Here is a 21,237-nt window from a genome sequence, read left to right as displayed (position 1 = left end):
ATGCTAAGCACCGCGCATGAAGATCGATGGCAATATTGATTGGGACGTTTCCGAAGGGCTAACCCCCTATCCCGAAGCCGTTGCCCGTATGGAAGCATTGCAGGCCGCCATACGCGACGAAAACGCACGGGAACTTATCTGGTTGCTGGAACACCCGCCATTATACACAGGCGGGACGAGCGCAGATCCGGCAGAATTGCTGAGCACCGCATTTCCCGTGTTCGATACCGGACGCGGCGGACGTTACACTTATCATGGGCCGGGGCAGCGTGTGGGCTATGTCATGCTCGACCTTGCCAAGCATTGCAAAGATGTCCGCTGTTATGTGCATGCGCTTGAGGGCTGGGTTATCGCCGCGCTTGGCCGTTTCGGGGTGGAGGCACGCCGCGCCGAGGGCCGTGTTGGCATATGGTGCGACACCAAAAATGGTCAGGAAGCAAAAATCGGCGCAATCGGCGTGCGCATCCGCAGATGGGTGACGATGCATGGCTTTGCGGTGAATATTGCGCCGGATTTGAATCATTTCGGTGGCATCGTCCCGTGCGGGATATCCGAATATCCGGTCACAAGCCTCGCGGACCTTGGCATTGAAGCATCAATGCAGGACTTCGACGCAGCCTTGCGCGCCACCTTCCCCGACTTTCTCATTAACCTTGCCAAAGCGGGCGGAAATTGTACGGTCGCGCCGGAATAGAGAACTGAGGACGATATGCGTTTCACCATCATAGCACCTGCCTTTGCAGCCTTGCTGGCATTGTCCGCATGTGGCGGTGGCAAAGAAGACAATCAGGTCACCGAAACGCGGATGGACAATCTCGAAAGCCTAAAAGGCACGATCAGTGACGACATGATTAACACCGACGAATCCACCGATGAGGCACCTGTTGAAGCTATGCCCGTCAGTGCCGATACAGAAGCTGAAAAAGCAACGCCGGAAGAAAGCGATGAACCCAAAACCGATGGTTCAGATGAACCAAAAATTGAAGAGCCAAGCGAGCCAAAGTGATCTTAAGTAGCGCCATACAACTGCCCTGTGGGGCCGTACTCAACAACCGAATAGCAAAAGCCGCGATGACCGAGGGGCTAGCGGACACGCAAGGTGTGCCGACGCCCGAGTTGCAGCGCCTGTACGGCATCTGGTCTGATGGAGGCGCTGGCCTCCAGATTTCAGGCAACATCCATATTGACGCCGACCATCTGGAACGGGCCGGAAACGTCTTTTTCAGCGGACAGCCGGATGAGGCGATGATGGATGCGCTCAAATCATGGACCAAGGCCGCGACTCGCAATGGCAACCATTTTTGGGCGCAGATAAGCCATGCGGGCCGCCAGACCATGCGGGGCATCAATCCACGCCCCAAGGCGCCGTCAGCGGTCAAGCTGGGCCTGCCCGGCGGACAATTTGGAATGCCGGTTGCATTGACCGAGGATGAAATCCTAAACCTGATTGGCCGGTTCGGCCAAGCGGCACTGCATTGCCAAAATGCCGGCTTCACGGGCGTTCAAATCCATGCAGCGCACGGCTATCTGATCTCACAATTCCTCAGTCCAAAGTCAAACCAACGCACCGATCGCTGGGGTGGCAGCCTCGTCAACCGCGCCCGTTTCCTGATGTTCACCGTCAACACCGTCCGGACTTTGGTTGGCCCTAATTTCCCGATTTCGGTCAAGCTGAACAGTGCGGATTTCCAGCGCGGCGGCTTTGCTTTTGAAGACAGCCTTCAGGTGGCCCGCTGGCTGCAGGATGCTGGCGTGGATCTGATCGAGATATCGGGCGGCACGTATGAGCAGCCCAAGCTATTGGGTATCGAGGGGATGGAAGCCGAAGAGACGCAAGCCGTCGCGGAAACCACACTCGCACGTGAAGCCTATTTCGTTGATTTTGCCAAAGCGATGAAGAGCGAGTTGACCATTCCATTGATGGTCACGGGCGGTTTCCGCAGCGCATCGGCCATGGAACAGGCGCTTCGCAACAAGGCGGCCGATGTTATCGGATTGGCGCGGCCATTATGCGTGATGCCCGAAGCGCCAAAGCGGCTGCTCGGCGGCTTGGCCATGCTGCCCAAGGTTGAAAACCAGCTTAAGTTGTTGCCTGAGTGGTTATCCAGCCTACGCAAGATAAAGGCCGTGCGCGGGATTGAAGGTTTTGCGACCCAATATTGGTTTTACAGCCAGATATACGCGCTGGGGCGTACCGGCCGGACGAAGCCGACCGTCACGGTCTTTGAGGCTCTACGTGAAGTAGAATCCTATCAAAGAAGCTGGCTTAAAGAGCGGCGTGCCGCGAAGGCTTAATCGCCTTCGCCGGGCTCAGCGCTGAAATATTTGTCGAACTTGCCTTCTTCGCCCTTGTGCTCGTCTGCGTCTGCAGGCGGCTCGCGGCTTGAAGTAATATTCGGCCATTCTGCGCTGTAGGTTGCGTTCAGTTCAAGCCATTGTTCCAAACCGCTTTCGGTGTCTGGCAAAATCGCTTCTGCAGGGCATTCGGGTTCGCACACGCCGCAATCGATGCACTCATTTGGGTTGATGACGAGCATATTGTCGCCTTCATAGAAGCAATCCACCGGACATACTTCAACGCAGTCCATATATTTGCAGCGGATGCAGGCATCGGTAACGACATAAGTCATTGGCGGAACTCTCCCATACACAACGGCGGATTAGCCGTTTCATTTCCTCTGCCTATTGCGTGGCGCAGGGGGAAGTCAACGCCGGATTGCACCGAGTCGCCAATTTTTTAGTCGATACGTTGATAGAAAAGCTGCGCCTCTGATGCAGGACCACGCCGAACAGGGACAGACAGCAGCTTTAAAGTCAAAACAGCCTCGCCCAATGGCATGGTGATAATATCGCCAACGCGAACCGCGGCGCTGCCCTTTTCGATCCGGCGGCCATTCAACCTTATATGGCCAGCCTCTGCCCAACTCAACGCGAGCGAACGGCTTTTGGCCAATCGCAGAAAGAACAGCAGCTTGTCGATCCGCAAGACTTGCCCGACCTTTTAGAGCTTGAGGCCTTTGAGCGCAGCCAATTGCAAAGCCAATGCAGACGGCGGCGCACTTGGCTTTGGTGCTGGCGGCGCGCGATCGGGCTTAGCCTTCGGCTTTGCCGACGCGTGCGGCTTTCGTTCTGCAGAAGCATGCGGCCTGCGCTGTTCGGGCGGGCGGGGTTTGGGCAAGCCCACCCAGCGCCAATGCGTCAGCACGACGGGCGCGGTTTCTTTTGGCGCGGTTTGCTCTGGTCCAACGGCGTCGGCGACTATTGCTTCAACTGCGGCCTCAGGCTCGGGCGCTGGCGTTGCTTCGACTGGCGTGCTTTCGTCGACCATGGGCGTTTCTTCAGCCGCAGTCTCCGCTACAACCACTGCCTCAGCGGGGCGGAAACCGGCGTCGCGCATCAGCGCTTTCAAACCGGCCTCGCTAATACCCAGCGAGGTTGCAAAGGCCATGTCCATGCCAAAAACATTGTTCTGCCCGCGCGCTTCATGCGCTTTTTTGATCACGCGTTCCGCCAAATCGATACGCACATATTCATCACCGATCCGGCGATAGCCCGCATTTCTGGCCTCCGACGGGTTCGCAAAATTCCATGTTTTCAAATGCACCGCGCTTTCGGGTGGCAGCACAGGCATGGCACGGCTGTCGCGTGCGGCAAACAAGGCAGCGCGCCATTTGGCGGCAGCGGGTTTCAACGCGGCGTGGTGATAAATATCGAGCGCGCCGAAAACGATACCGCCCTTGCGTGCAGCACCGCGGGCTTCCTTGGGAAGCGCGGCGATGGCGTCTGCAAGATAATGCCGACCCGCAATCCCGCCTTCATCGGCAAGCCGAACAGCGAGCGCACGGACATTGCCGTCGACATCGGCTTGCTGGGCCAAGTCGAGCAATCCGACAATCCCGCCCATCGCCTTTGCCAGCTGGCTTTCAATCCAGCTTTCGGCGCGCGTGACAATCTCGCGCAGGGCATCGCCCTCCAATCCGGCGACGGCCTTCATTGGCGTAAATGCAGGTTGCAGCAGCGTACGCCCCTTGGTCAATGTGCCCAGAAGGTCATCCTTCCAGAAGATCGAAGGTTTACCCTCCCCATCGGCTGCGAGCGAGAATTCGCTATCCTCTGCCATAGATACGTCCTTTGCCTTTTGTCTCAAATGCGCTGCCAGATGTCGTTCTGCGGCAGCCAATAATAATTTACGGTCACCCGCTTTTGCCGCCGGGTCAACCCGAAAGGCAAATCCTTGTAAAGTCCCAATGTCCTCGCCATCGACAAGAACGCGATTATCCTGCTGGATTTCAACGGGTAACAGCCCGACATCGCCAGCACCTTTGCGCAGCAACATCGATGTGCGTTTGTCGACAAACCGCTGACGCAGGGCATCGTGCAATGCGTCCGATAATTTTTCTTCGAGCGCCCGCGCGCGTTCGGCCATTGCCGGGGGGTTGGCCAGCCAATCGTTCCGGTGCGCGATATAGGTCCAAGTCCGCACCGCTGCGATTCGGGCGGACAGCGTGTCGACATCGCCTTGGATATTATCCAGCCGTGCCAGCTCATTTGCGTAGATGCCGTGCGGAATGACGCGCTCGCCCTGCCCCAGATATTGCCACAAGGACGCGACAAAGCGGCTATGATGTTCCTCACCCATTTGCCGGAAATCGGGCAAGCAGGCCACTTCCCACAACCGCGCCACATCAACCGGGTGCCGGATGAGCGATTTCACATCGGGCATTTCGGCCAAGCGCTTGAGTACCAACAGGTCGATGACCTTGGGCGCGGGTAACAGGCCCGGACGGCCCGGTTTTTTCTCAAGATCGGCGATCAGCGTCCCGATGTCGTTAAATCTTGGCTTTGCTTCGCGCCAAAATAGCCAGTCCAGCCGCGGGAAGCTGTGCCCCTCAATCGCCAGCACTTCTTCGGGGGTAAACTCGCTGCCTTCGCCCGCGAGCGTGCCAAAGCTTCCGTCCCGTTGGTGCCGTCCAGCCCGGCCCGCAATTTGCGCCATTTCGGCCACGGTCAACCTGCGCCGGCGCGAACCGTCGAATTTCGACAGGCTGACAAAGGCGACATGCGCGACATCAAGGTTCAGCCCCATGCCAATCGCATCGGTGGCCACGAGATAATCAACCTCGCCCGATTGAAACATCGCCACTTGCGCATTGCGGGTGCGCGGCGACAAAGCGCCCATGACCACCGCAGCGCCGCCGCGCATCCGGCGCAAAGTTTCGGCGACCGCATACACCTGCTCAATCGAAAACGCGACGATGGCAGAGCGTTTGGGAAGGCGAGACAGCTTCTTTGCGCCGGCATAGCTTAACGTGGAAAAGCGCGGGCGAGAGATGATCTCCGCATCGGGCAGCAGCGACCGGATGATCGGGCGCAGGCTTTCCGAACCCAAAATCATCGTTTCCTCACGCCCGCGGGCATGCAAAATGCGGTCTGTAAAAATATGCCCGCGTTCGGGGTCTGCCCCCAGTTGCGCTTCGTCAATCGCGACGAAGGCAAATTCTTTGTGGATCGGCATGCTTTCGACCGTACAGCAATACCAGCGCGCCTGCGGTGGCTCGATCCGTTCCTCGCCCGTAATCAGCGCGACATTTTGCGCGCCCTTAATCGCCACCAACCGGTCATAGATTTCCCGCGCCAGCAACCGCAAAGGAAAGCCGATCATCCCGCTCGAATGGGCACACATCCGCTCAACAGCGAGATGGGTCTTGCCGGTGTTCGTTGGACCTAAAATGGCCGTGAGGGCTGAACGGACTGGAGGCAAAAGTTTAGGTGGCTGTCAATTCGGCGGCGAGTTCTTTCAAGGGAACTTCGGTGTTTGCCAATTGCTCAGGCGTAGGCGACAAGCCCTCTGTCACAAAGGCGCGGCCCTGCACATAATCCTTGGTCGCGTTCACACAATCGAGGGCAATGACACGGCCCGATTTCAAATAGATGAGCGAAAAGCTGCGTGCGTCCAGTTCGCCGCGCAACACCGTTGTGTCATAGCCAGCGCTGATGCCAACGGTTTGCAGCCTTAAGTCATATTGGTTTGACCAGAACCACGGCACCGCATGATATTCGGTCAGCGCACCCATTACGCTTTTTGCCACAGCATTGGCCATGTCATTGGCATTCTGCACCGATTCCACGCGCATGACATTGCCGCCGGCAAAGCTGTTGGCATGGGCAGCGCAGTCCCCAATGGCAAAGATATCTGGCAAGGATGTCCGGCAATAAGCGTCAACATCAACACCAGCGCCGCCAGCGGCACCCGCCGTCAATAAAGGCGCAACCGACGGGATGATGCCAATGCCAACGATAACCATTTGCGCGGGGATAACTTCGTCATCGGCCAAACGCACGCCCGTGGCGACTTCGTCGCCTTCAATCGCCGCAATGCCGACGTTCAGACGCAGATCGACGCCATGGCTGCGATGTTCGGATTCATAAAAGCGCGACAGCGGCTCGCCAGCAACCCGCGCAAGCACGCGATCCATCGCCTCCAGCACGGTCACCTTCTTACCCATTTTGCGCAGCACCGCTGCGGCTTCAAGCCCGATATAGCCGCCGCCGACAATCACAACGTCCGCGACATCATCCAGGCCTTCGACCATGTGATCCACATCGGCCCGGGTCCTGACAACATGCACGCCGCGCAGATTACCGCCCGTGACCGGCAATTGCCGCGGGTCGCCGCCTGTGGCCCAGATCATATGGCCATAGGTGATGACTGTGCCGTCAGACGTCGTGACGGAATGCGCGGCAGCATCCACCGTCTCCACGCGCTGGCCGAGCAGCATATCCACCGAACGCTCCGCCCAAAACGCAGCAGGCCGGATCATGATGCGTTCAAACGCCTTGTCGCCCGCAAAATAGTCCTTGGACAATGGTGGGCGCTCATAAGGATATTCAGGTTCGGCATTGACGATAGCGATGCTGCCTTCGAATTTTGCCTGCCGCAATGCGATGGCCGCTTGCGCACCGCCATGGCCGCCACCGACGATGAGAATGTCATAATGCATCGTTAAAGATTCGCTCATTCAGAAAATATCAAAACTGCGGTAAGCAAAAGGTCAGCAACTGGCTAGTCCCATGCTTGCGGCACTATCAAATAAATGGCAGAGGATGGCGATGACTTTAGACTTTGCTCTCGGCGAAAATGCCGACATGATCCGCGATACCACCAAGCGCTTTGCGACGGATAAAATCGCGCCCTTGGCCACCAAAATTGATGCCGATGACTGGTTTCCGCGGGAAGAATTATGGCCAGCCATGGGTGCGCTTGGGCTTCACGGCATGACGGTTGCGCAAGAAGATGGCGGCCTTGGCCTTGGCTATTTGGAACACGTTGTCGCCGTTGAGGAAGTCAGCCGGGCGTCTGCATCCATTGGACTGTCTTATGGCGCGCACTCCAATCTGTGCGTCAACCAGATCGCGCGTTGGGCCTCGCCCGAGCAAAAGGCGAAATATCTGCCCAAGCTGATTTCGGGCGAACATGTCGGCAGTTTGGCGATGTCCGAAACCGGCGCCGGTTCGGACGTTGTGTCGATGAAGCTGAAGGCCGAAGCGGTTCAGGGCGGTTACATCCTGAACGGCACGAAATTCTGGATCACCAACGCGCCTTATGCAGACACATTGGTTGTTTATGCCAAGACCGCGCCTGAGGCTGCATCGCGCGGCATCACCGCCTTTTTGATTGAGAAAGGCATGGAGGGTTTTTCCATCGGCCAGAAAATCGACAAGGTCGGGATGCGCGGATCGCCGACGGCGGAACTGGTGTTCAACGACTGTTTTGTATCCGAAGAACAAATGATGGGCCCACTGCATGGCGGCGTGGGCGTGTTGATGTCGGGTCTTGATTATGAACGTGTTGTGCTCGCCGGGCTTCAGCTTGGCGTAATGCAGGCCTGCCTCGACGTCGTCTTGCCCTATGTGCGCGAACGCAAGCAATTCGGCAAACCCATCGGCAGTTTCCAACTGATGCAGGCGAAGATTGCGGACATGTATGTCGCGCTCAATTCTGCCCGCAGCTATGTCTATAATGTGGCGCGCGCATGTGACGCCGGGCAGACCACCCGCTTTGACGCAGCAGGCGCAATATTGTTGGCGAGCGAAAACGCCGTGAAGGTGGCGGGCGAAGCCATTCAGGCATTGGGCGGCGCTGGCTATACCAAGGATTGGCCCGTCGAGCGTTACTGGCGCGATGCCAAATTGCTCGACATTGGTGCAGGAACAAATGAAATCCGCCGGATGTTGATTGGCCGGGAGCTGATCGGAGCGGCGTGAGCAAGAGATGACGCAGGAGTCAGCAGAATGAGCCGTCCGGTATTGGGTGTCATCGCGTGTAACCGCATGGTCGGCAGCGAAGTCGCTCAAGCCGTGATGAACCGATATATCCGCGCGGCCATGACCTATGCCGATGTGGCGGCGTTAATCATCCCCTCACTGCCCGACCTGATGACCGCCTCTGAAGTCGCACCGCGCATAGACGGCATATTGTTGACCGGCAGCCCCTCAAATGTCGCAACGCGGCTTTATGGCGACGAAGGCGGCGACGGTCCTTTCGACGACAGCCGCGACGAGATTGCGATGTCCATGGTCGACCGCATGATTGACGCGCGCAAGCCGGTCTTTGGCATTTGCCGCGGCTTTCAGGAAATCAACGTTGCCTTGGGCGGAACATTGCGCCGTGACACGAGCGCCAACGATACGCTCATCCGTCACCATGCACCCGATGATGTCGATTTCGATGCCATGTTCGACCACCGCCACCCTGTTGAACTTGCGGACGGTGGCATGCTGTCCACTGCCTATGCCAAAGGCGCTTTGGACGTAAACTCGGTGCATTTTCAAGGTATTGGCACGCTCGCGGATGGGCTGACGGTTGAGGCGCGCGCACCCGATGGACTGATCGAGGCCTATAGCGCCCGACCCAATGGCGCCCCCTTGCTTGCGGTCCAGTGGCACCCCGAATGGGGCACGGAAAATGACGTGGATTCGCAAACCTATTTCCACCTTTTGGGAAAGGCGTTAAGAGGTAATCTGTGAACAGAACCGTGACCCGTTATAACCGCTATCAAGCACGGATAGGCTTTTCGCCCTGAATTGAATTCGGGCGCTGCCCTATTGCTCCCCTCCCGCAAGCGGGAGGGGCTGGGGGTGGGCCTGCAACGGCTAGATCAGATAGATCGCCTGCGGCTCCCACCCTCCCCTAACCCCTCCCGCTTGCGGGAGGGGAATATTAAGGAGATCTTTTCATGCCTCGCAATTACGACATCGCCGAACTTCGCCGTTTAGACATCGCCCACCATTTGCCCGCGCAAGCCGACTGGCAGGAAATCGAAGACCTGGGCGGCAGCCGCATCATCACCCATGCCGAAGGCTGCTATATCCATGATGGCGACGGCAATCGCATATTGGACGGGATGGCCGGCCTGTGGTGTGTCAACGCGGGCTATGGCCGCGATGAGCTTGCTGAGGTTGCGCGCGAACAAATGCTTGAGCTGCCATATTATAACAGCTTCTTCAAAACCGCGAACGCACCTGCCATCTTGCTTGCCGAAAAGATTGCGAGCCTAACAGGTGGCCGCTTGCCGCATGTATTTTTCAACAGCTCCGGTTCCGAAGCCAACGACACCATATTGCGGATGGTACGCCATTATTGGCAGGTGAAGGGCGAACATAGCCGCACCATCGTTATCAGCCGCCACAATGCCTATCATGGTTCCACCGTGGCGGGCGTCAGCATGGGCGGAATGAAGGTCATGCACGGCCAAGGCTTCCCTGCCCCCGGCGTCTTGCCGATGGCGGGTATCGAACATGTCCGCCAGCCTTATTGGTACAATGAAGGCCGCGACATGACGCCCGAAGATTTCGGCACAGCATGCGCGCAAGCCATTGAGGAAAAGATATTAGAAGTAGGCCCGGAAAATGTCGCCGCCTTCATTGGTGAGCCTGTCCAGGGCGCAGGCGGCGTCATCATTCCGCCAGCCAATTACTGGCCGCAGGTGGAAGCAATCTGCCGTAAATATGGCATATTGTTGGTCTGTGATGAGGTTATCTGCGGCTTTGGCCGGACGGGCAATATTTGGGGCCACGAAACCGTTGGCGTAAAGCCAGACATCATCGCCATGGCTAAGGGGCTGTCGTCGGGTTACCTGCCGATTTCCGCTGTCGCCGTAAGCGCGGAGATCGTCAAGGTCATCAAAAGCGGTGGCGATTTCGTCCATGGCTACACCTATTCGGGCCACCCTGTCGCATCCGCCGTCGCCTTGCGCAATATCGAGATCATGGAGCGCGAGGGACTGTTTGAGAAAGTCCGGAACGAAACCGGCCCCTATCTTGCCGAAAAGCTGGCGACATTGAGCGACCACCCTCTGGTCGGTGAAGCCCGCTCGGTTGGCTTGCTGGGCGCGGTGGAGGTTGTTGCCGACAAGGCCATAGGCGCGCGTTTCGGCGGCGCTGAAGGCACGGCAGGGCCAATGGTGCGCGATATCTGCATCCGCAACGGCCTGATGGTCCGCGGCATCCGCGACAGCATCGTGATGTGCCCGCCACTGATTATCACGCCATCGCAGATCGATGATTTGATTGGCATCATTCGCACGTCACTGGATGAAGCCGAACCGAAGTTGCGCGCAATCGGGTAGGATATTTAGTCCTTCTATTTCCGTCATGCTGAACTTGTTTCAGCATCTTACTTGCGGCGGCCGATAAGTAAGACCCTGAAGCCGAAGGCGTGCAGCGCACAAACAAGTTCAGGGTGACGGGTCTGGATGATCAGCACTACGGTAAGGTGTTCACGCTAGACAAACCACATCCAATGCTTACCTTGGCCCCATGACATCCAAAATGCTCCAGCGCGCCCTCACGGCGGCCCTCACCCCTGCCCTGCTTCTTCAATTTGCGCCTGCACACGCCGCGGCCCCTGTTGCGGCGAAGCTGAAGCCACCCGTTCTCACATGCACAACCACGACACCAGAAGGCCTGTCCTATACCGTGATTAAGGCCGGCAAAGGCGAGCGCCCGAACGCTGAATCGCGCGTGATGGTCAATTATAAGGGCATGTTGACCGCTGACGGCACCGAGTTTGATTCCGGGCAGAATGCACAGTTCCCCGTTGGCGGCGTCATCCCCGGCTTTGCGCAAGGTCTGCAATTGATGCAGGCTGGCGGCAGCTACCGTCTCTGCATCCCGTCGAAGCTTGGCTATGGCGAAGCGGGCACCGGCCCCATCCCGGCCAATGCAGATCTGGTGTTCGAAGTCGACTTGCTGTCCTTCAAAAATCCAGCGCCAAAGCCAGTCATTCCCGTGGCAGAACGCAGTTGTTCGCAAACCACGGCAAGCGGACTTGGCTTTGACCTTATCAAGGCCGGCGCGGGCAAGAGCGCGACCGATAGCGACATCGCGCTTGTTGACTTCACTGTTTTTGATGCTGGCACCGGCGTCGTGCAGCAGCAGCGCGAATGGGAAAAAATTCCGTTGAGCCAAGCATCGCCCGTGTTCGGCGAGGGCCTGAAAATGATGCAGGCAGGGTCAACCTATCGCTTTTGCATGCCCAAGTCCGCCGATTCCGGTCCCGAAAGCAACATCATCGTGACATTGTTGGATGTCCGGCCTGCGCCAACCGCTGACAATTAAGGTAGTTCGCGGCGGACGGGCGTCGTGTCTAGCTTAATAGGACCACGGGGCTGTCCGCACGCCAGTGCATGCTGACCTTGTCATCCCATGTGAAATCCTCTTGATCATGGCGTGACAGATTCGGACGGCTGACGCGGATCATCTGTCCGCCCTCCAGCAGGATTTCATACAGCGTGATATCGCCAAGATAGCTCATGCCCTTAATCGTGCCGCGCGCGAGGTTGTGGCCATCGGGCGCGTCTTGGGCGGCTGCGCGAACGGCTTTGCCTTCGCCGGGCACATGCAGGTAAATCTTTTCCGGACGCAGCGCGACCCAGACGTCGGCGCCATGCGGTCCGGTGACACCATGATTGAGGTAAATTTTGCCAAGGCCGGGGCAATCGACGGCTGCCTTGTCTGGCTCGTCCAGCGTCAACTTGCCCTCAAAAATGTTCACGGAGCCCACGAAATCGGCCACGAAGCGATTGGCGGGATATTCATACAGATCAGCTGGCGGCGCGAGCTGCGCAACTTCGCCTTTGTTGATGACGGCAACCCGGCTTGCCATCGACAATGCCTCATCCTGATCATGCGTGACCGTGACAAAGGTAATGCCGACCTTGTCCTGCAGATCAGCCAATTCAAACTGCATCTGCGCACGCAATTTGGCGTCGAGCGCCGACAAAGGCTCATCGAGCAACAGCACCTTTGGCCGCATCACCAGGCTACGCGCGAGTGCAACACGCTGACGCTGCCCGCCCGACATCTGGTCCGGCATCCGGTCTTCAAATCCGCCCAGTTTCACCAGCTCAAGCGCCTCGGCAACGCGGTCGCGCATTTCGCCTTTTGATACGCCGGATATGCGCAGGCCATAGCCGACATTGTCGGTGACGTTCATGTGCGGAAAAACGGCGTAGCTTTGGAATACCATGTTCACGGGCCGCTTGTTCGGCGGCACAAGGCTCATATCCTGCCCGTCGATAATGATCTGCCCCTCGGTCGGCATTTCAAAGCCGGCGATCATCCGCAGCAACGTGGTTTTGCCGCAGCCGGACGGTCCCAACAAAACGAAGAATTCGCCTGCGAGAATATCTAGACTGATATTGTCGACAGCGGTCACCTTGCCAAAGCGTTTGGACACATTGCGGATTTGAATGATGGGCTGTTTGGCTTGGGTCATAAGCATGATCTCTAATGGGTTTCCGCAATGCCCTTCACGCCCTGCAATTTCAGCGCGATGAAGGTCAGGATGACAGTAAGGAGGATGAGGATTGTCGACGCGGCATTCACCTCTGGCGTGACCGAGAAACGGACCATCGAATATACCTTCACCGGGAAGGTAATCGTGTCCGGACCGCTGGTGAAAAAGGTGATGACGAAATCATCAAGACTGAGCGTGAAAGCCAAAAGCGCGCCCGCCACCAACGCCGGCCGTATGTGCGGCAGCAGGACATCGCGAAACGCCTGCCATTCCGTCGCGCCAAGGTCTTTTGCGGCCTCTTCCTCTTCTTTGTTAAAACTCGCCAAGCGCGCACGCACAACCATGGCGACGAATGGGAAGCAGAATGTGATATGCGCAATCGTGATCGCGGAAAGATTGAGCGGCCATGGCAAATCGGTGGGCCAGTCGACTTTCGCAAAAAAGATCAGAAATGCGACGCCCAAACAAATCTCAGGAACGATAATCGGCAGGGACATGGTCCCTTCAACCAGCCCCTTGAACGGAAACCGGAACCGCCAGAGCGCAACCGCCGCAAGCGCGCCAATCACAAGGCTGATGATCGTCGCAAGCGCAGCGATGGTGAGCGAGTTGAGCAACGCCTCCACCAGACTGTCGTTGTTCAGCGCTTTCTCATAATATTTGAGGGTAAAGCCCTTCCACACGACATTGCGCTTACTGTCGTTAAAACTGAAGACCATCAATATGATGAGCGGCGCGTATAGAAACAGCATGGTCAATCCGACCCAACTGCGCATCCACAGCTTTCTGGTATATTCCAATGGCGCGATGGGGGTGCGATTGAACATCATCACGCCTCCTTCACTTTGTTCGAACGCATCGATTGGAAGGCGATCAGAATGAACATTGCATAGATAAGCAGGAACGAGAGCGCCGCGCCAAATGGCCAGTCATTCGCGCGCTTGAATTGCCGTTCGATAACATTGGCGATCATCTGGCTGTCTGTCCCGCCCATCAAGTCAGGGGTGAGATAGGCGCCAAGTGCAGGGATCAAGGTAATCATCACACCCGCGACTATGCCCGGCGTGGCCAGCGGAACCACGATCTGCATGAAGGTTTTGAAATGCCCTGCCCCCAAGTCGAGGCTGGCTTCAATCAGGCTTTTGTCGAGCCGGTCGAGCGCAGAATAGAGCGGCAATACCATGAAAGGCAGATGGACATAGACCAGCCCAAGCACGACCGCGAAATTGTTGTAGAGCAACTGCACGGGCGTCCACGCGTCGAGCGGCTGCATGCCGACAATCGTGCGCAGCCAACTTGCGCCTTCCCACAATCCGGCCAAGCCCTTGTTCATATATCCGTTGGTGCCCATCAGCGCCATCAACGCATAAGTGCGGATTAACAGGTTGGTCCAAAAGGGCAGCATGATGCCAAGCAACAGCCATGGCCGCCATTTTGGCGCGGCGAAGGTAATTGCCATCGCAACCGGAAAGCCGATGATGAGGCACAAGAGCGTGGTGAGCGCCGCGACCGCAAAGCTTTTCAGGAAAATTGATACATACAGCCACTCGGTCGCGCGCTTGTAATTGTCCAGCGTGCCCGAAATTTCAATGTCGGCAGGCCCGGCATTCTGCCCAAAGCTGTACAGCCAAACAATGGCCATGGGCGCCACAAAAAACAGGGCGAGCCAGAATACCGGCGCCGTCACAACGGCGGCAAATGGTTTCTTCTGGCTTTTCCAGTCTTGCAGCGCCCCCGACATATTTTAGGCGGCCCGCACGCGGGTGAACGCCTCCTCATATTTTGGCTGAAGCTCTGGATTAAACTTTGCATATTCGCATTTCGCCAAAACATTTGCTGGCGGGAAAATGACCGGATTGTTCTTGTACGCGTCAGGCATCAGCGCCTTTGCGGCGTCATTTGGCGTTGGGTACAAAATCGTTTCGGTGATCTTCTTGCCGGCTTCGGCATCAAGCAAATAATTGATGAATGCGTGGGCATTTTTCGGATGCGGCGCGCCCTTGGGAATGCAAAGATTGTCGGAGTTCAGCTGGCTGCCCTCTTTGGGGATGACAAAGCCAATGTCGGAATCTTCGACCATCGCCTGCGCAATGTCGCCATTATATTCGAGCACCACATCGACTTCGCCCTTAAGCAACAAGTCCTGACCATTGTCTTCGTGGAAGGCTTTGATGTTCGGCTTTTGCTTGATCATCATGGCTTCGATGGCCTTCAAATCGGCATCGGTAAGGGCATTCACTGACTTGCCCATATATTTCCCGTAAAGCCGGAACATGTCGCCCGCCTCGGACAGTACCGCGATGCGGCCTTTATATTCATCGCTGTCGAACAGCACTTTCCAGCTGTCCGGTACCGCCTTTACCTTGGACTTGCGATAGCCAATGCCAAGCGCCAGCCAGGTGTATGGCATCGAATATTTGCGGGCCGGATCATAGGGAACATCCTGATAATCTTTGGCAACATTTTTGAAGTTCGGAATTTGCGCCTGATCAAGCGGCATCAGCATATCGGCCGCGGCCATACGCTCCACAAAATCGTTGGATGGGACGATAACGTCATAGCCCGGGTTTCCGGCGCGCAGCTTAGCGAACAGTTCGTCATTGCTGGCGAACAGCGTCATGTTGACGTCTACGCCAGCGCTGTCCTTATAATCCTCCAACGTGGTTTCACCGATATAGGTGTCCCAATTGTAGAAGTTCAGCTTCGCCTCTTCGCCATTGGCAAGCTTCTTCGCTTCCTTCTCACCGCAGCCTGCAAGCGCGCCGGTCAGCGAAAAACCAACAGCGGCAACGCCCATCCCTTTCAACATGGCCCGGCGGTTGCTGCCCGCGTGTAAAAACGTCTTAAAGTCCATGATTTTTCTCCAGCAGAAGCATATCGTAACATGCACATGCTGGACTATTAATGGGACTTAGAAAAGACACTTTTTTCCGCATGTTGCGGCGCAATTTTATTACGATTTAACGCAATTATTGTGCACCGCAACATGGTTCGGAATTCAGGGCTTTTTCGCGTCGGCGTCGACCGCAGCTTGGACCGCCTTGTAGAACGCTTCGCGCCCTTCGCCCACGGTTTCGGGATCCGTCGCCTTTGGCCAATTGCTGTTGGACGCGATGATCAAATTCCGTTTGGGATCGATGAAGATGCCCTGCCCGAAAATGCCTTGGGCGGCATAGCTGCCGTCATCATAGGTCCACCATTGATAGCCATAGCCCCTGCCAGCCATACCGATGTCGGCATGTTTGACTGTTGCAGATGCCAACCAGTTATCCGGCCATATGCTCTGCCCGTTTATCTTGGCACCGCCCATAACGAATAAGCCAAAACGGGCATAGTCACGGGTCGATGCCTGAATGCAGCAGCCGCTGATTTCATGCCCGGTTGAACCCAAAAGCCAGCTTGCGTCTTGTTCCATGCCATAAGGTGCCCAGACTTTTTCCGACAGGTAATCCGACAGCTTTTTCTTGGTGGCGGAGCTGACCAACACGCCGATCAGGTTGGTTTCGCCGGTCTTATACACCCACTTCGTTCCGGCGGGCGCTTCACGCGGCAAATTGCGCATATAGCTGACGGTAACGTCCATGCCCTTTTCGGGCTTGTGCAGGTTGAACAATGCGACGTCAGATTTGGGATCGGCATAATCCTCGTTCCATCGCACGCCCGACGTCATCGTCAGCAGCTGTGCAATCGTCACGTCGTCATACGCTGAACCCTTTAGGTCGGGAATATAGGCCGAGACCATGTCGTCGACGCTTTTGATATAGCCATCCTTGATGGCCGCGCCGACCAATGTCGAGGTGAAGGACTTGGCAACAGAGAAGCTTGTCCACTTGCCCTGTGCGTCAAAATCGAGACCGTATTTTTCAACACGGATCTTGCCATCTTGGACAATGACGAGGCCAGCCGTACGCTGCGCCTTCATATAAGCATCAACATCCATATCAATGGTCAGCGGTTCGCCCTTGGGCATGGGATAGACCGTATCACCCGCTTTGATGATGTTTGATTTCGCCAATATGGGAATGCGGTCCAATGCGCGGAAACCGGCGTCGCGCTGCTCAACGCTCCAGAACAGCACGTTAGCGTCCGTCGGCAGGTTGGCGATGAGCGCTTTCATATCCTTGTCCGCGCTCGCCCAGAAACCGCCAGCCGCAGCCGCGATCACAATAATTATACCGAGTATCCATTTTTTCATCTTGCTCCCCCAGTGGTTATTTTTTGAGCAACGTTATTTCCGCCGCCCCTGAATCTACCTTCGCAATACATCAGATAATGACGCGAAAGCGAAATGAATTTATCGTCACATTCATTGGGCAGCGCATCTCTTTACAATGCCCGACAGCAAAACATGGCATATTGCCGATAGCAGACATTGCGAAAGCCATAGCTGCGCCTTATGTATGTAATACACGCCGGTTAAACGGCTGAAATCTGGGCGACAGCCCGTTGGAGGAGCTCTTTCGATGCGTAACCAAGTTGTAAAATCTTTGCTATTAACCGCTGCGGCCCTCTCTCTTGCAAGCTGCGGTATCAACAGCGTTCCGACCGCTGAGGAAAATGCCAAGGCAAAATGGGCCGATGTTCAGGCCGCGTTTCAAGAGCGCGCCAACCTTATTCCCAACCTGGCAAATGTCGTCAAAGGCGCAGCTGCGCAGGAAAACAAAACCTTGACCGAAGTTATCGAGGCCCGTGCGCGCGCGACATCGCCAAATATTCAGGTCAATCCTGATGATCTGGCCAACCCGGCCAAGATGGCCGCTTTTCAGGCTGCGCAAAACCAATTGTCGGGCAGCCTCTCGCGCCTTCTCGTATCGGTTGAACAATATCCGCAGTTGAAGAGCCAAGAAGGCTATCTGAAGCTACAGGATCAGCTTGAAGGCCAGGAAAACCGCGTGCGCATCACCTTGCGCGATTATAACGAGGCTGTGCGTGCGTATAACACCACCATCCGCACTTTCCCCGATATCATCGGCGCGAAGATCATTCACGGCGCGCAACCGATGGTCCCATATCAAGCCACCACGCAAGGTGCCGAAACTGCACCGACGCTTGATATGGCCCCCGCAAACTAACCCCTTGTTGGGATTACACACATGAAAAAGGCCCTTGGCCTGCTGACAGCGCTGCTTTTGGCCGTAACCGGTCAGGCAGCGCTTGCGCAAAACTTCCCCGCGCTTTCGGGCCGCGTTGTCGATCAGGCGGACTTGCTCGATCCGCAGCAAGAAGCAGTGTTGACCGCCAAGTTGCAGGGGCTGGAAACGCGCACCAAGCGACAATTGGTGGTGGCCACATTGATCAGCCTCGAAGGCTATGAAATATCGGATTATGGATATCGGCTTGGCCGCCAATGGGCGCTTGGGCAAGATGGCAAAGGCGAGACCGAAAAGGACAATGGCGCCATCCTGATAGTCGCGCCCAATGAACGCAAAATGCGTATCGAGGTTGGCTATGGTCTTGAACCCGTCCTGACCGACGGCCTGTCATCGACCATCATTCGCAACGACATCACCCCACTTTTCAAGGCTGGCGATTTTGCGGGCGGTATCAACGCAGGGGTCGACCGCATCGTCACACAGCTTGAGTTACCAGCCGACGAAGCCGCCAAAATTGCGCAAGCGGCGCAGCAACGTCAGGGCAAGGATGAAGGCATACCGTTTGGCGCGATCATCTTCATCCTGTTCATGATCTTCTTTGTATTTCTGCCCATGATCCGATCGACGAACGGCGGCGGACGCAAGCATCGGCGCGGCGGCATGGCTCCGGTCATCATCTGGGGCGGTGGCGGATCATCCTGGGGCGGCGGTGGAGGCGGCTTTGGTGGTGGCTTCGGCGGCGGTTTTGGCGGAGGCGGCGGCAGCTTCGGCGGCGGCGGTGCTTCGGGTGGTTGGTAGAAAGTATCGTTATGGCCTTAACTAAAATTAGCCGGATGACCGAAGCCGACCACGCGTTGGTAACGGCGGCAGTCGCGGATGCCGAGCATCACACAAGCGGCGAAATCGTGACCATCGTCACCGATCTGTCCGACCATTATGAAGACATCGGCATTGCATGGGCAAGCGGCGTCGCCTTTGTGGCGCTTGCAACCTATGCGACCTTCCCGGACATCTACATCGGTCTCATCAACCGCCTGACCGGTGGTTGGGGCCATGAATATACGACCAACGAATATGTCGCATTGTTGTTGACCGCGGTTGCGCTGAAATGGGTTGGGACGTGGCTGATCCTGAAATGGATGCCTTTGCGTCTTTGGCTAACACCCAAAGCGACCAAATTGGCGCGGGTGCGTAACCATGCGATCAGCCTGTTTAAGGTCGGAACCGAATCCAAGACCGTCGGCCGCACCGGCGTATTATTATATTTGTCGATGCTGGAACATCGGGCCGAAATCGTTGCGGACGAAGCCATTGCATCAAAGGTCGCGCCAGAGGTGTGGGGCGATGCGATGGTCGCGCTGCTTGACCATGTGAAGGCGGGCAACCCCGGACAGGGTGTTGCCGCCGCCGTTGCGCAAATGGGTGTTGTTTTGGCGGAGCATTTCCCCAAAGGCAGCGAAAACCCCAACGAACTACCCGACAGGCTCATCCAGTTATGAATGCAGACGAAGACGTCGAAAACGTGATGTGGCAAGGCAGCTTCATCACGGCGAAGACACGCGGCAAATGGGAATATGTCAGTCGCGCGCGCGGTATTAAGGCCGGCGTCATCCTAGCGGTCGAAGATGACCATGTCTTGCTCGTCGAACAATATCGCGTACCACTTGGCGCTAATTGCATCGAGCTTCCCGCTGGTCTTATTGGCGACCATGAGGAAGGCGAGGACACGCTTACGTCGGCCGCACGCGAGCTTGAGGAAGAAACCGGCTATCGGGCAGACAGGCTTGAAATCGTCGGCGAGTTTTTCTCATCCCCCGGCATGGTCAGCGAAAGCTTTTCACTCGTGCGCGCACATGGCCTTACGAAAGTAAGCGAAGGCGGCGGTGTTGATGGCGAGAATATCATCGTGCATCGCGTCGCCCTGCACGATTTGCCACGCTTCGTTCAATCGAAGCGCGACGAGGGCTGCGTTGTCGACGTCAAGCTGCTGATGCTGCCCGGGATGCTGTTTTAACGGAAATTATCCGCATAAGCCTGAAGCTTCAGGGTCTTGGGCGGTGTGGGAATGTAGGTCGCGGCGATGCCTTTTTTGTCGGCATAAGCGCGCGCGGCATCCAGCGTTGGAAAGGTCAACTGGACCTGCGATTGCGTGTCGCCTGAACCTGCCCAGCCCATCAACGGGTCGGCCTTGCGCGGTTCATTCGACTGAAATTCAAGCACCCATTCGTTCGTGCGGCCACGGCCCGATTGCATGGCATTTTTGGGACGCTGAAAAATACGGGCAGACATGGATATTTCCTGAAAATTATGTTCGCGGTTGCCTTGCCCGAACGGCAATGGATTCGTCAAGCGTTGCGGGGCACATCGTGCGCTTGGGCCTTTTTCGTCTTCAGGCTGGCCACACTCTCCCACGGCGCATCGGGCCAGTTATGCCGCGGATATCTGCCCCGCATTTCCTTGGCCACGTCCCGCCAGCTACCCCGCCAAAACTCTGGCAGATTGCGGGTGGTCTGGATGGGACGACCAGCAGGCGACGTCAGGCTCAACACCAACGCAATGCGCTCCGCGCCAACCGTGGGATGGCTATCAAGGCCAAACAAGCCCTGTACGCGCAGCTCAACCGTTGGCCCGGCCTCTGCTGCATAATCGATGGCATGTGTCGTTCCTGCGGGACTGACAAAGGATGCTGGCGCGATTTGGTCAATGCGCGTGCGCTGATCCCAGCCCAGCATATTGTCGAGCGCTGTTGATAATGCCGAGGGTGACACATCGCGCAGCCGGTTCACGCCCATCAGCAGCGGCAAAAGCCATTGCTCCGCCGCTTCCAATAATGCCTCGTCGCTGACCGCCGCTATGCCTGCAAATTGTGCGCGCTCCCGAAGCGCGAGCGCCGCTTTTGACCATGGCAGCGCGCCCACACCCATTTCGCGCACTGCGGCCATGAGGGCACGCGCCACGGCCGTCTGGTCGGGCTTTTCCACGCGACCTTCGCTTAAGACGATCGCACCAATCCGCCGCTGCGCCCGCGCATCCACACGGTCGGCGTTCTTATCGTAAGATAGGGTCTCTTCCTGCGTTATCCGCTCGGCGAAATGGCTAAATATCTCCGCTTCCGTCAGTGGCGCGGCGGACAATATGCGTGCGCCCGATGCAGCGCCTTGAACATCGGCCACCGCGAGCCATTCTTCGCGTGCCAGAAGCGACGCGGTGTCCAACTGCAACCCGCGCCCCATCGCGCTAATCCATTTTTCGCCTTTGTTATCGCGGCGCTTGGCAATGCGATCCGGATAGGCGGTGGCGATGAGGCCGCCGATGCTGAGCGGTTCTTGTCCGCCAGCACCGCTG

22 protein-coding genes are annotated in these 21,237 nt (G+C 56.9%); 11 read left to right on the top strand and 11 right to left on the bottom strand.

Annotated features, from left to right (window positions below; genetic code table 11):
* Nucleotides 1-16 precede the first annotated feature (16 nt).
* The 3 genes from lipB to ACIQ0G_RS00835 are packed head-to-tail and all read left to right on the top strand — an operon-like array spanning nt 17 to nt 2,295.
* A complete protein-coding gene (gene lipB / locus ACIQ0G_RS00845; protein ID WP_397576269.1) occupies nt 17-694 on the top strand; it encodes a lipoyl(octanoyl) transferase LipB in 678 nt (225 codons plus the stop codon).
* Between the two features lie 15 nt (nt 695-709).
* Nucleotides 710-1,006 carry a hypothetical protein gene (locus ACIQ0G_RS00840; RefSeq protein ID WP_397576268.1) on the top strand — a complete coding sequence of 99 codons (297 nt, stop codon included), beginning with the start codon at nt 710-712 and terminating at the stop codon, nt 1,004-1,006.
* Nucleotides 1,003-2,295, top strand: coding sequence for an NADH:flavin oxidoreductase/NADH oxidase family protein (locus tag ACIQ0G_RS00835; protein WP_324479748.1), 1,293 nt, complete (start codon nt 1,003-1,005; stop codon nt 2,293-2,295). Before ACIQ0G_RS00840 ends, ACIQ0G_RS00835 begins: the two co-directional genes overlap by 4 nt.
* Here the strand turns inward: ACIQ0G_RS00835 and fdxA are convergent.
* The 4 genes from fdxA to ACIQ0G_RS00815 all read right to left on the bottom strand — a co-directional run bounded on the left by fdxA (nt 2,292) and on the right by ACIQ0G_RS00815 (nt 7,019).
* Nucleotides 2,292-2,630: a ferredoxin FdxA gene (fdxA, locus tag ACIQ0G_RS00830; RefSeq protein WP_183941401.1), complete on the bottom strand. Its 339-nt coding sequence runs from the start codon at nt 2,628-2,630 to the stop codon at nt 2,292-2,294. The genes ACIQ0G_RS00835 and fdxA overlap by 4 nt on opposite strands.
* 107 nt (nt 2,631-2,737) lie before the next feature.
* Nucleotides 2,738-2,986 carry an RNA-binding S4 domain-containing protein gene (locus tag ACIQ0G_RS00825; protein ID WP_395637197.1) on the bottom strand — a complete coding sequence of 83 codons (249 nt, stop codon included), beginning with the start codon at nt 2,984-2,986 and terminating at the stop codon, nt 2,738-2,740.
* A gap of 15 nt (nt 2,987-3,001) precedes the next feature.
* The gene (locus ACIQ0G_RS00820; RefSeq protein ID WP_397576267.1) at nt 3,002-5,761 is read right to left on the bottom strand and encodes a helicase-related protein; all 2,760 of its coding nucleotides are present in this window, start codon (nt 5,759-5,761) and stop codon (nt 3,002-3,004) included.
* Nucleotides 5,762-5,765: 4 nt separating this feature from the next.
* The gene (locus ACIQ0G_RS00815) at nt 5,766-7,019 is read right to left on the bottom strand and encodes an NAD(P)/FAD-dependent oxidoreductase (RefSeq protein ID WP_397576266.1); all 1,254 of its coding nucleotides are present in this window, start codon (nt 7,017-7,019) and stop codon (nt 5,766-5,768) included.
* A gap of 85 nt (nt 7,020-7,104) precedes the next feature.
* On the opposite strand from ACIQ0G_RS00815, the gene ACIQ0G_RS00810 reads away from it, so the two are divergent.
* From ACIQ0G_RS00810 to ACIQ0G_RS00795, 4 genes are all read left to right on the top strand, one after another.
* On the top strand, nt 7,105-8,265 hold the full coding sequence (locus ACIQ0G_RS00810; RefSeq protein WP_183941404.1) for an isovaleryl-CoA dehydrogenase: 1,161 nt from the start codon (nt 7,105-7,107) through the stop codon (nt 8,263-8,265).
* A gap of 27 nt (nt 8,266-8,292) precedes the next feature.
* A complete protein-coding gene (locus ACIQ0G_RS00805; protein WP_397576265.1) occupies nt 8,293-9,027 on the top strand; it encodes a gamma-glutamyl-gamma-aminobutyrate hydrolase family protein in 735 nt (244 codons plus the stop codon).
* A 209-nt stretch (nt 9,028-9,236) separates the two neighbouring features.
* Entirely contained in the window at nt 9,237-10,628 is a 1,392-nt protein-coding gene (locus tag ACIQ0G_RS00800) for an aspartate aminotransferase family protein (protein WP_397576264.1), read from the top strand.
* A gap of 202 nt (nt 10,629-10,830) precedes the next feature.
* A complete protein-coding gene (locus ACIQ0G_RS00795; protein WP_397576263.1) occupies nt 10,831-11,619 on the top strand; it encodes an FKBP-type peptidyl-prolyl cis-trans isomerase in 789 nt (262 codons plus the stop codon).
* 28 nt (nt 11,620-11,647) lie between these two features.
* Here ACIQ0G_RS00795 and ACIQ0G_RS00790 read toward each other — a convergent pair whose 3' ends face one another.
* The 5 genes from ACIQ0G_RS00790 to ACIQ0G_RS00770 form a co-directional block, all read right to left on the bottom strand.
* Nucleotides 11,648-12,778, bottom strand: a complete 1,131-nt coding sequence (locus ACIQ0G_RS00790; protein WP_397576262.1) for an ABC transporter ATP-binding protein — start codon at nt 12,776-12,778, stop codon at nt 11,648-11,650.
* Between the two features lie 11 nt (nt 12,779-12,789).
* Nucleotides 12,790-13,629: an ABC transporter permease gene (locus ACIQ0G_RS00785; RefSeq protein WP_397576261.1), complete on the bottom strand. Its 840-nt coding sequence runs from the start codon at nt 13,627-13,629 to the stop codon at nt 12,790-12,792.
* Complete coding sequence (locus ACIQ0G_RS00780; RefSeq protein ID WP_397576260.1) at nt 13,629-14,540, bottom strand: ABC transporter permease; 912 nt, start codon at nt 14,538-14,540, stop codon at nt 13,629-13,631. Before ACIQ0G_RS00780 ends, ACIQ0G_RS00785 begins: the two co-directional genes overlap by 1 nt.
* Before the next feature lie 3 nt (nt 14,541-14,543).
* On the bottom strand, nt 14,544-15,653 hold the full coding sequence (locus ACIQ0G_RS00775) for a PotD/PotF family extracellular solute-binding protein (RefSeq protein WP_397576259.1): 1,110 nt from the start codon (nt 15,651-15,653) through the stop codon (nt 14,544-14,546).
* Nucleotides 15,654-15,797: 144 nt separating this feature from the next.
* A complete protein-coding gene (locus tag ACIQ0G_RS00770) occupies nt 15,798-16,994 on the bottom strand; it encodes a serine hydrolase domain-containing protein (RefSeq protein ID WP_397576258.1) in 1,197 nt (398 codons plus the stop codon).
* Nucleotides 16,995-17,262: 268 nt separating this feature from the next.
* Here ACIQ0G_RS00770 and ACIQ0G_RS00765 point away from each other — a divergent pair, with 268 nt between their 5' ends.
* From ACIQ0G_RS00765 to ACIQ0G_RS00750, 4 genes are read left to right on the top strand one after another with little or no spacing between them, the layout of a single operon-like run.
* Entirely contained in the window at nt 17,263-17,871 is a 609-nt protein-coding gene (locus ACIQ0G_RS00765) for a LemA family protein (protein WP_397576257.1), read from the top strand.
* Between the two features lie 21 nt (nt 17,872-17,892).
* Nucleotides 17,893-18,690: a TPM domain-containing protein gene (locus tag ACIQ0G_RS00760; protein WP_397576256.1), complete on the top strand. Its 798-nt coding sequence runs from the start codon at nt 17,893-17,895 to the stop codon at nt 18,688-18,690.
* Nucleotides 18,691-18,701: 11 nt separating this feature from the next.
* Nucleotides 18,702-19,391, top strand: coding sequence for a TPM domain-containing protein (locus ACIQ0G_RS00755; RefSeq protein ID WP_397576255.1), 690 nt, complete (start codon nt 18,702-18,704; stop codon nt 19,389-19,391).
* Nucleotides 19,388-19,906, top strand: coding sequence for an NUDIX hydrolase (locus tag ACIQ0G_RS00750; protein ID WP_397576254.1), 519 nt, complete (start codon nt 19,388-19,390; stop codon nt 19,904-19,906). The genes ACIQ0G_RS00755 and ACIQ0G_RS00750 overlap by 4 nt, the downstream gene beginning before the upstream one ends.
* Here ACIQ0G_RS00750 and ACIQ0G_RS00745 read toward each other — a convergent pair.
* Together ACIQ0G_RS00745 and ACIQ0G_RS00740 are read right to left on the bottom strand one after the other, a co-directional pair.
* Nucleotides 19,903-20,181 carry an ETC complex I subunit gene (locus ACIQ0G_RS00745; RefSeq protein WP_324479731.1) on the bottom strand — a complete coding sequence of 93 codons (279 nt, stop codon included), beginning with the start codon at nt 20,179-20,181 and terminating at the stop codon, nt 19,903-19,905. The two genes, ACIQ0G_RS00750 and ACIQ0G_RS00745, sit on opposite strands and share 4 nt — an antisense overlap.
* A gap of 56 nt (nt 20,182-20,237) precedes the next feature.
* A partial coding sequence (locus ACIQ0G_RS00740) for an ATP-dependent helicase C-terminal domain-containing protein (RefSeq protein ID WP_397576253.1) occupies nt 20,238-21,237 on the bottom strand: 1,000 nt, incomplete at its 5' end.

Source organism: Sphingorhabdus sp., from assembly GCF_044354325.1.
Taxonomy (GTDB): Bacteria; Pseudomonadota; Alphaproteobacteria; order Sphingomonadales; family Sphingomonadaceae; genus Sphingorhabdus_B.
Note: the sequence above shows the minus strand (reverse complement) of the source record. Positions and strands in the feature narration are given on the sequence as shown.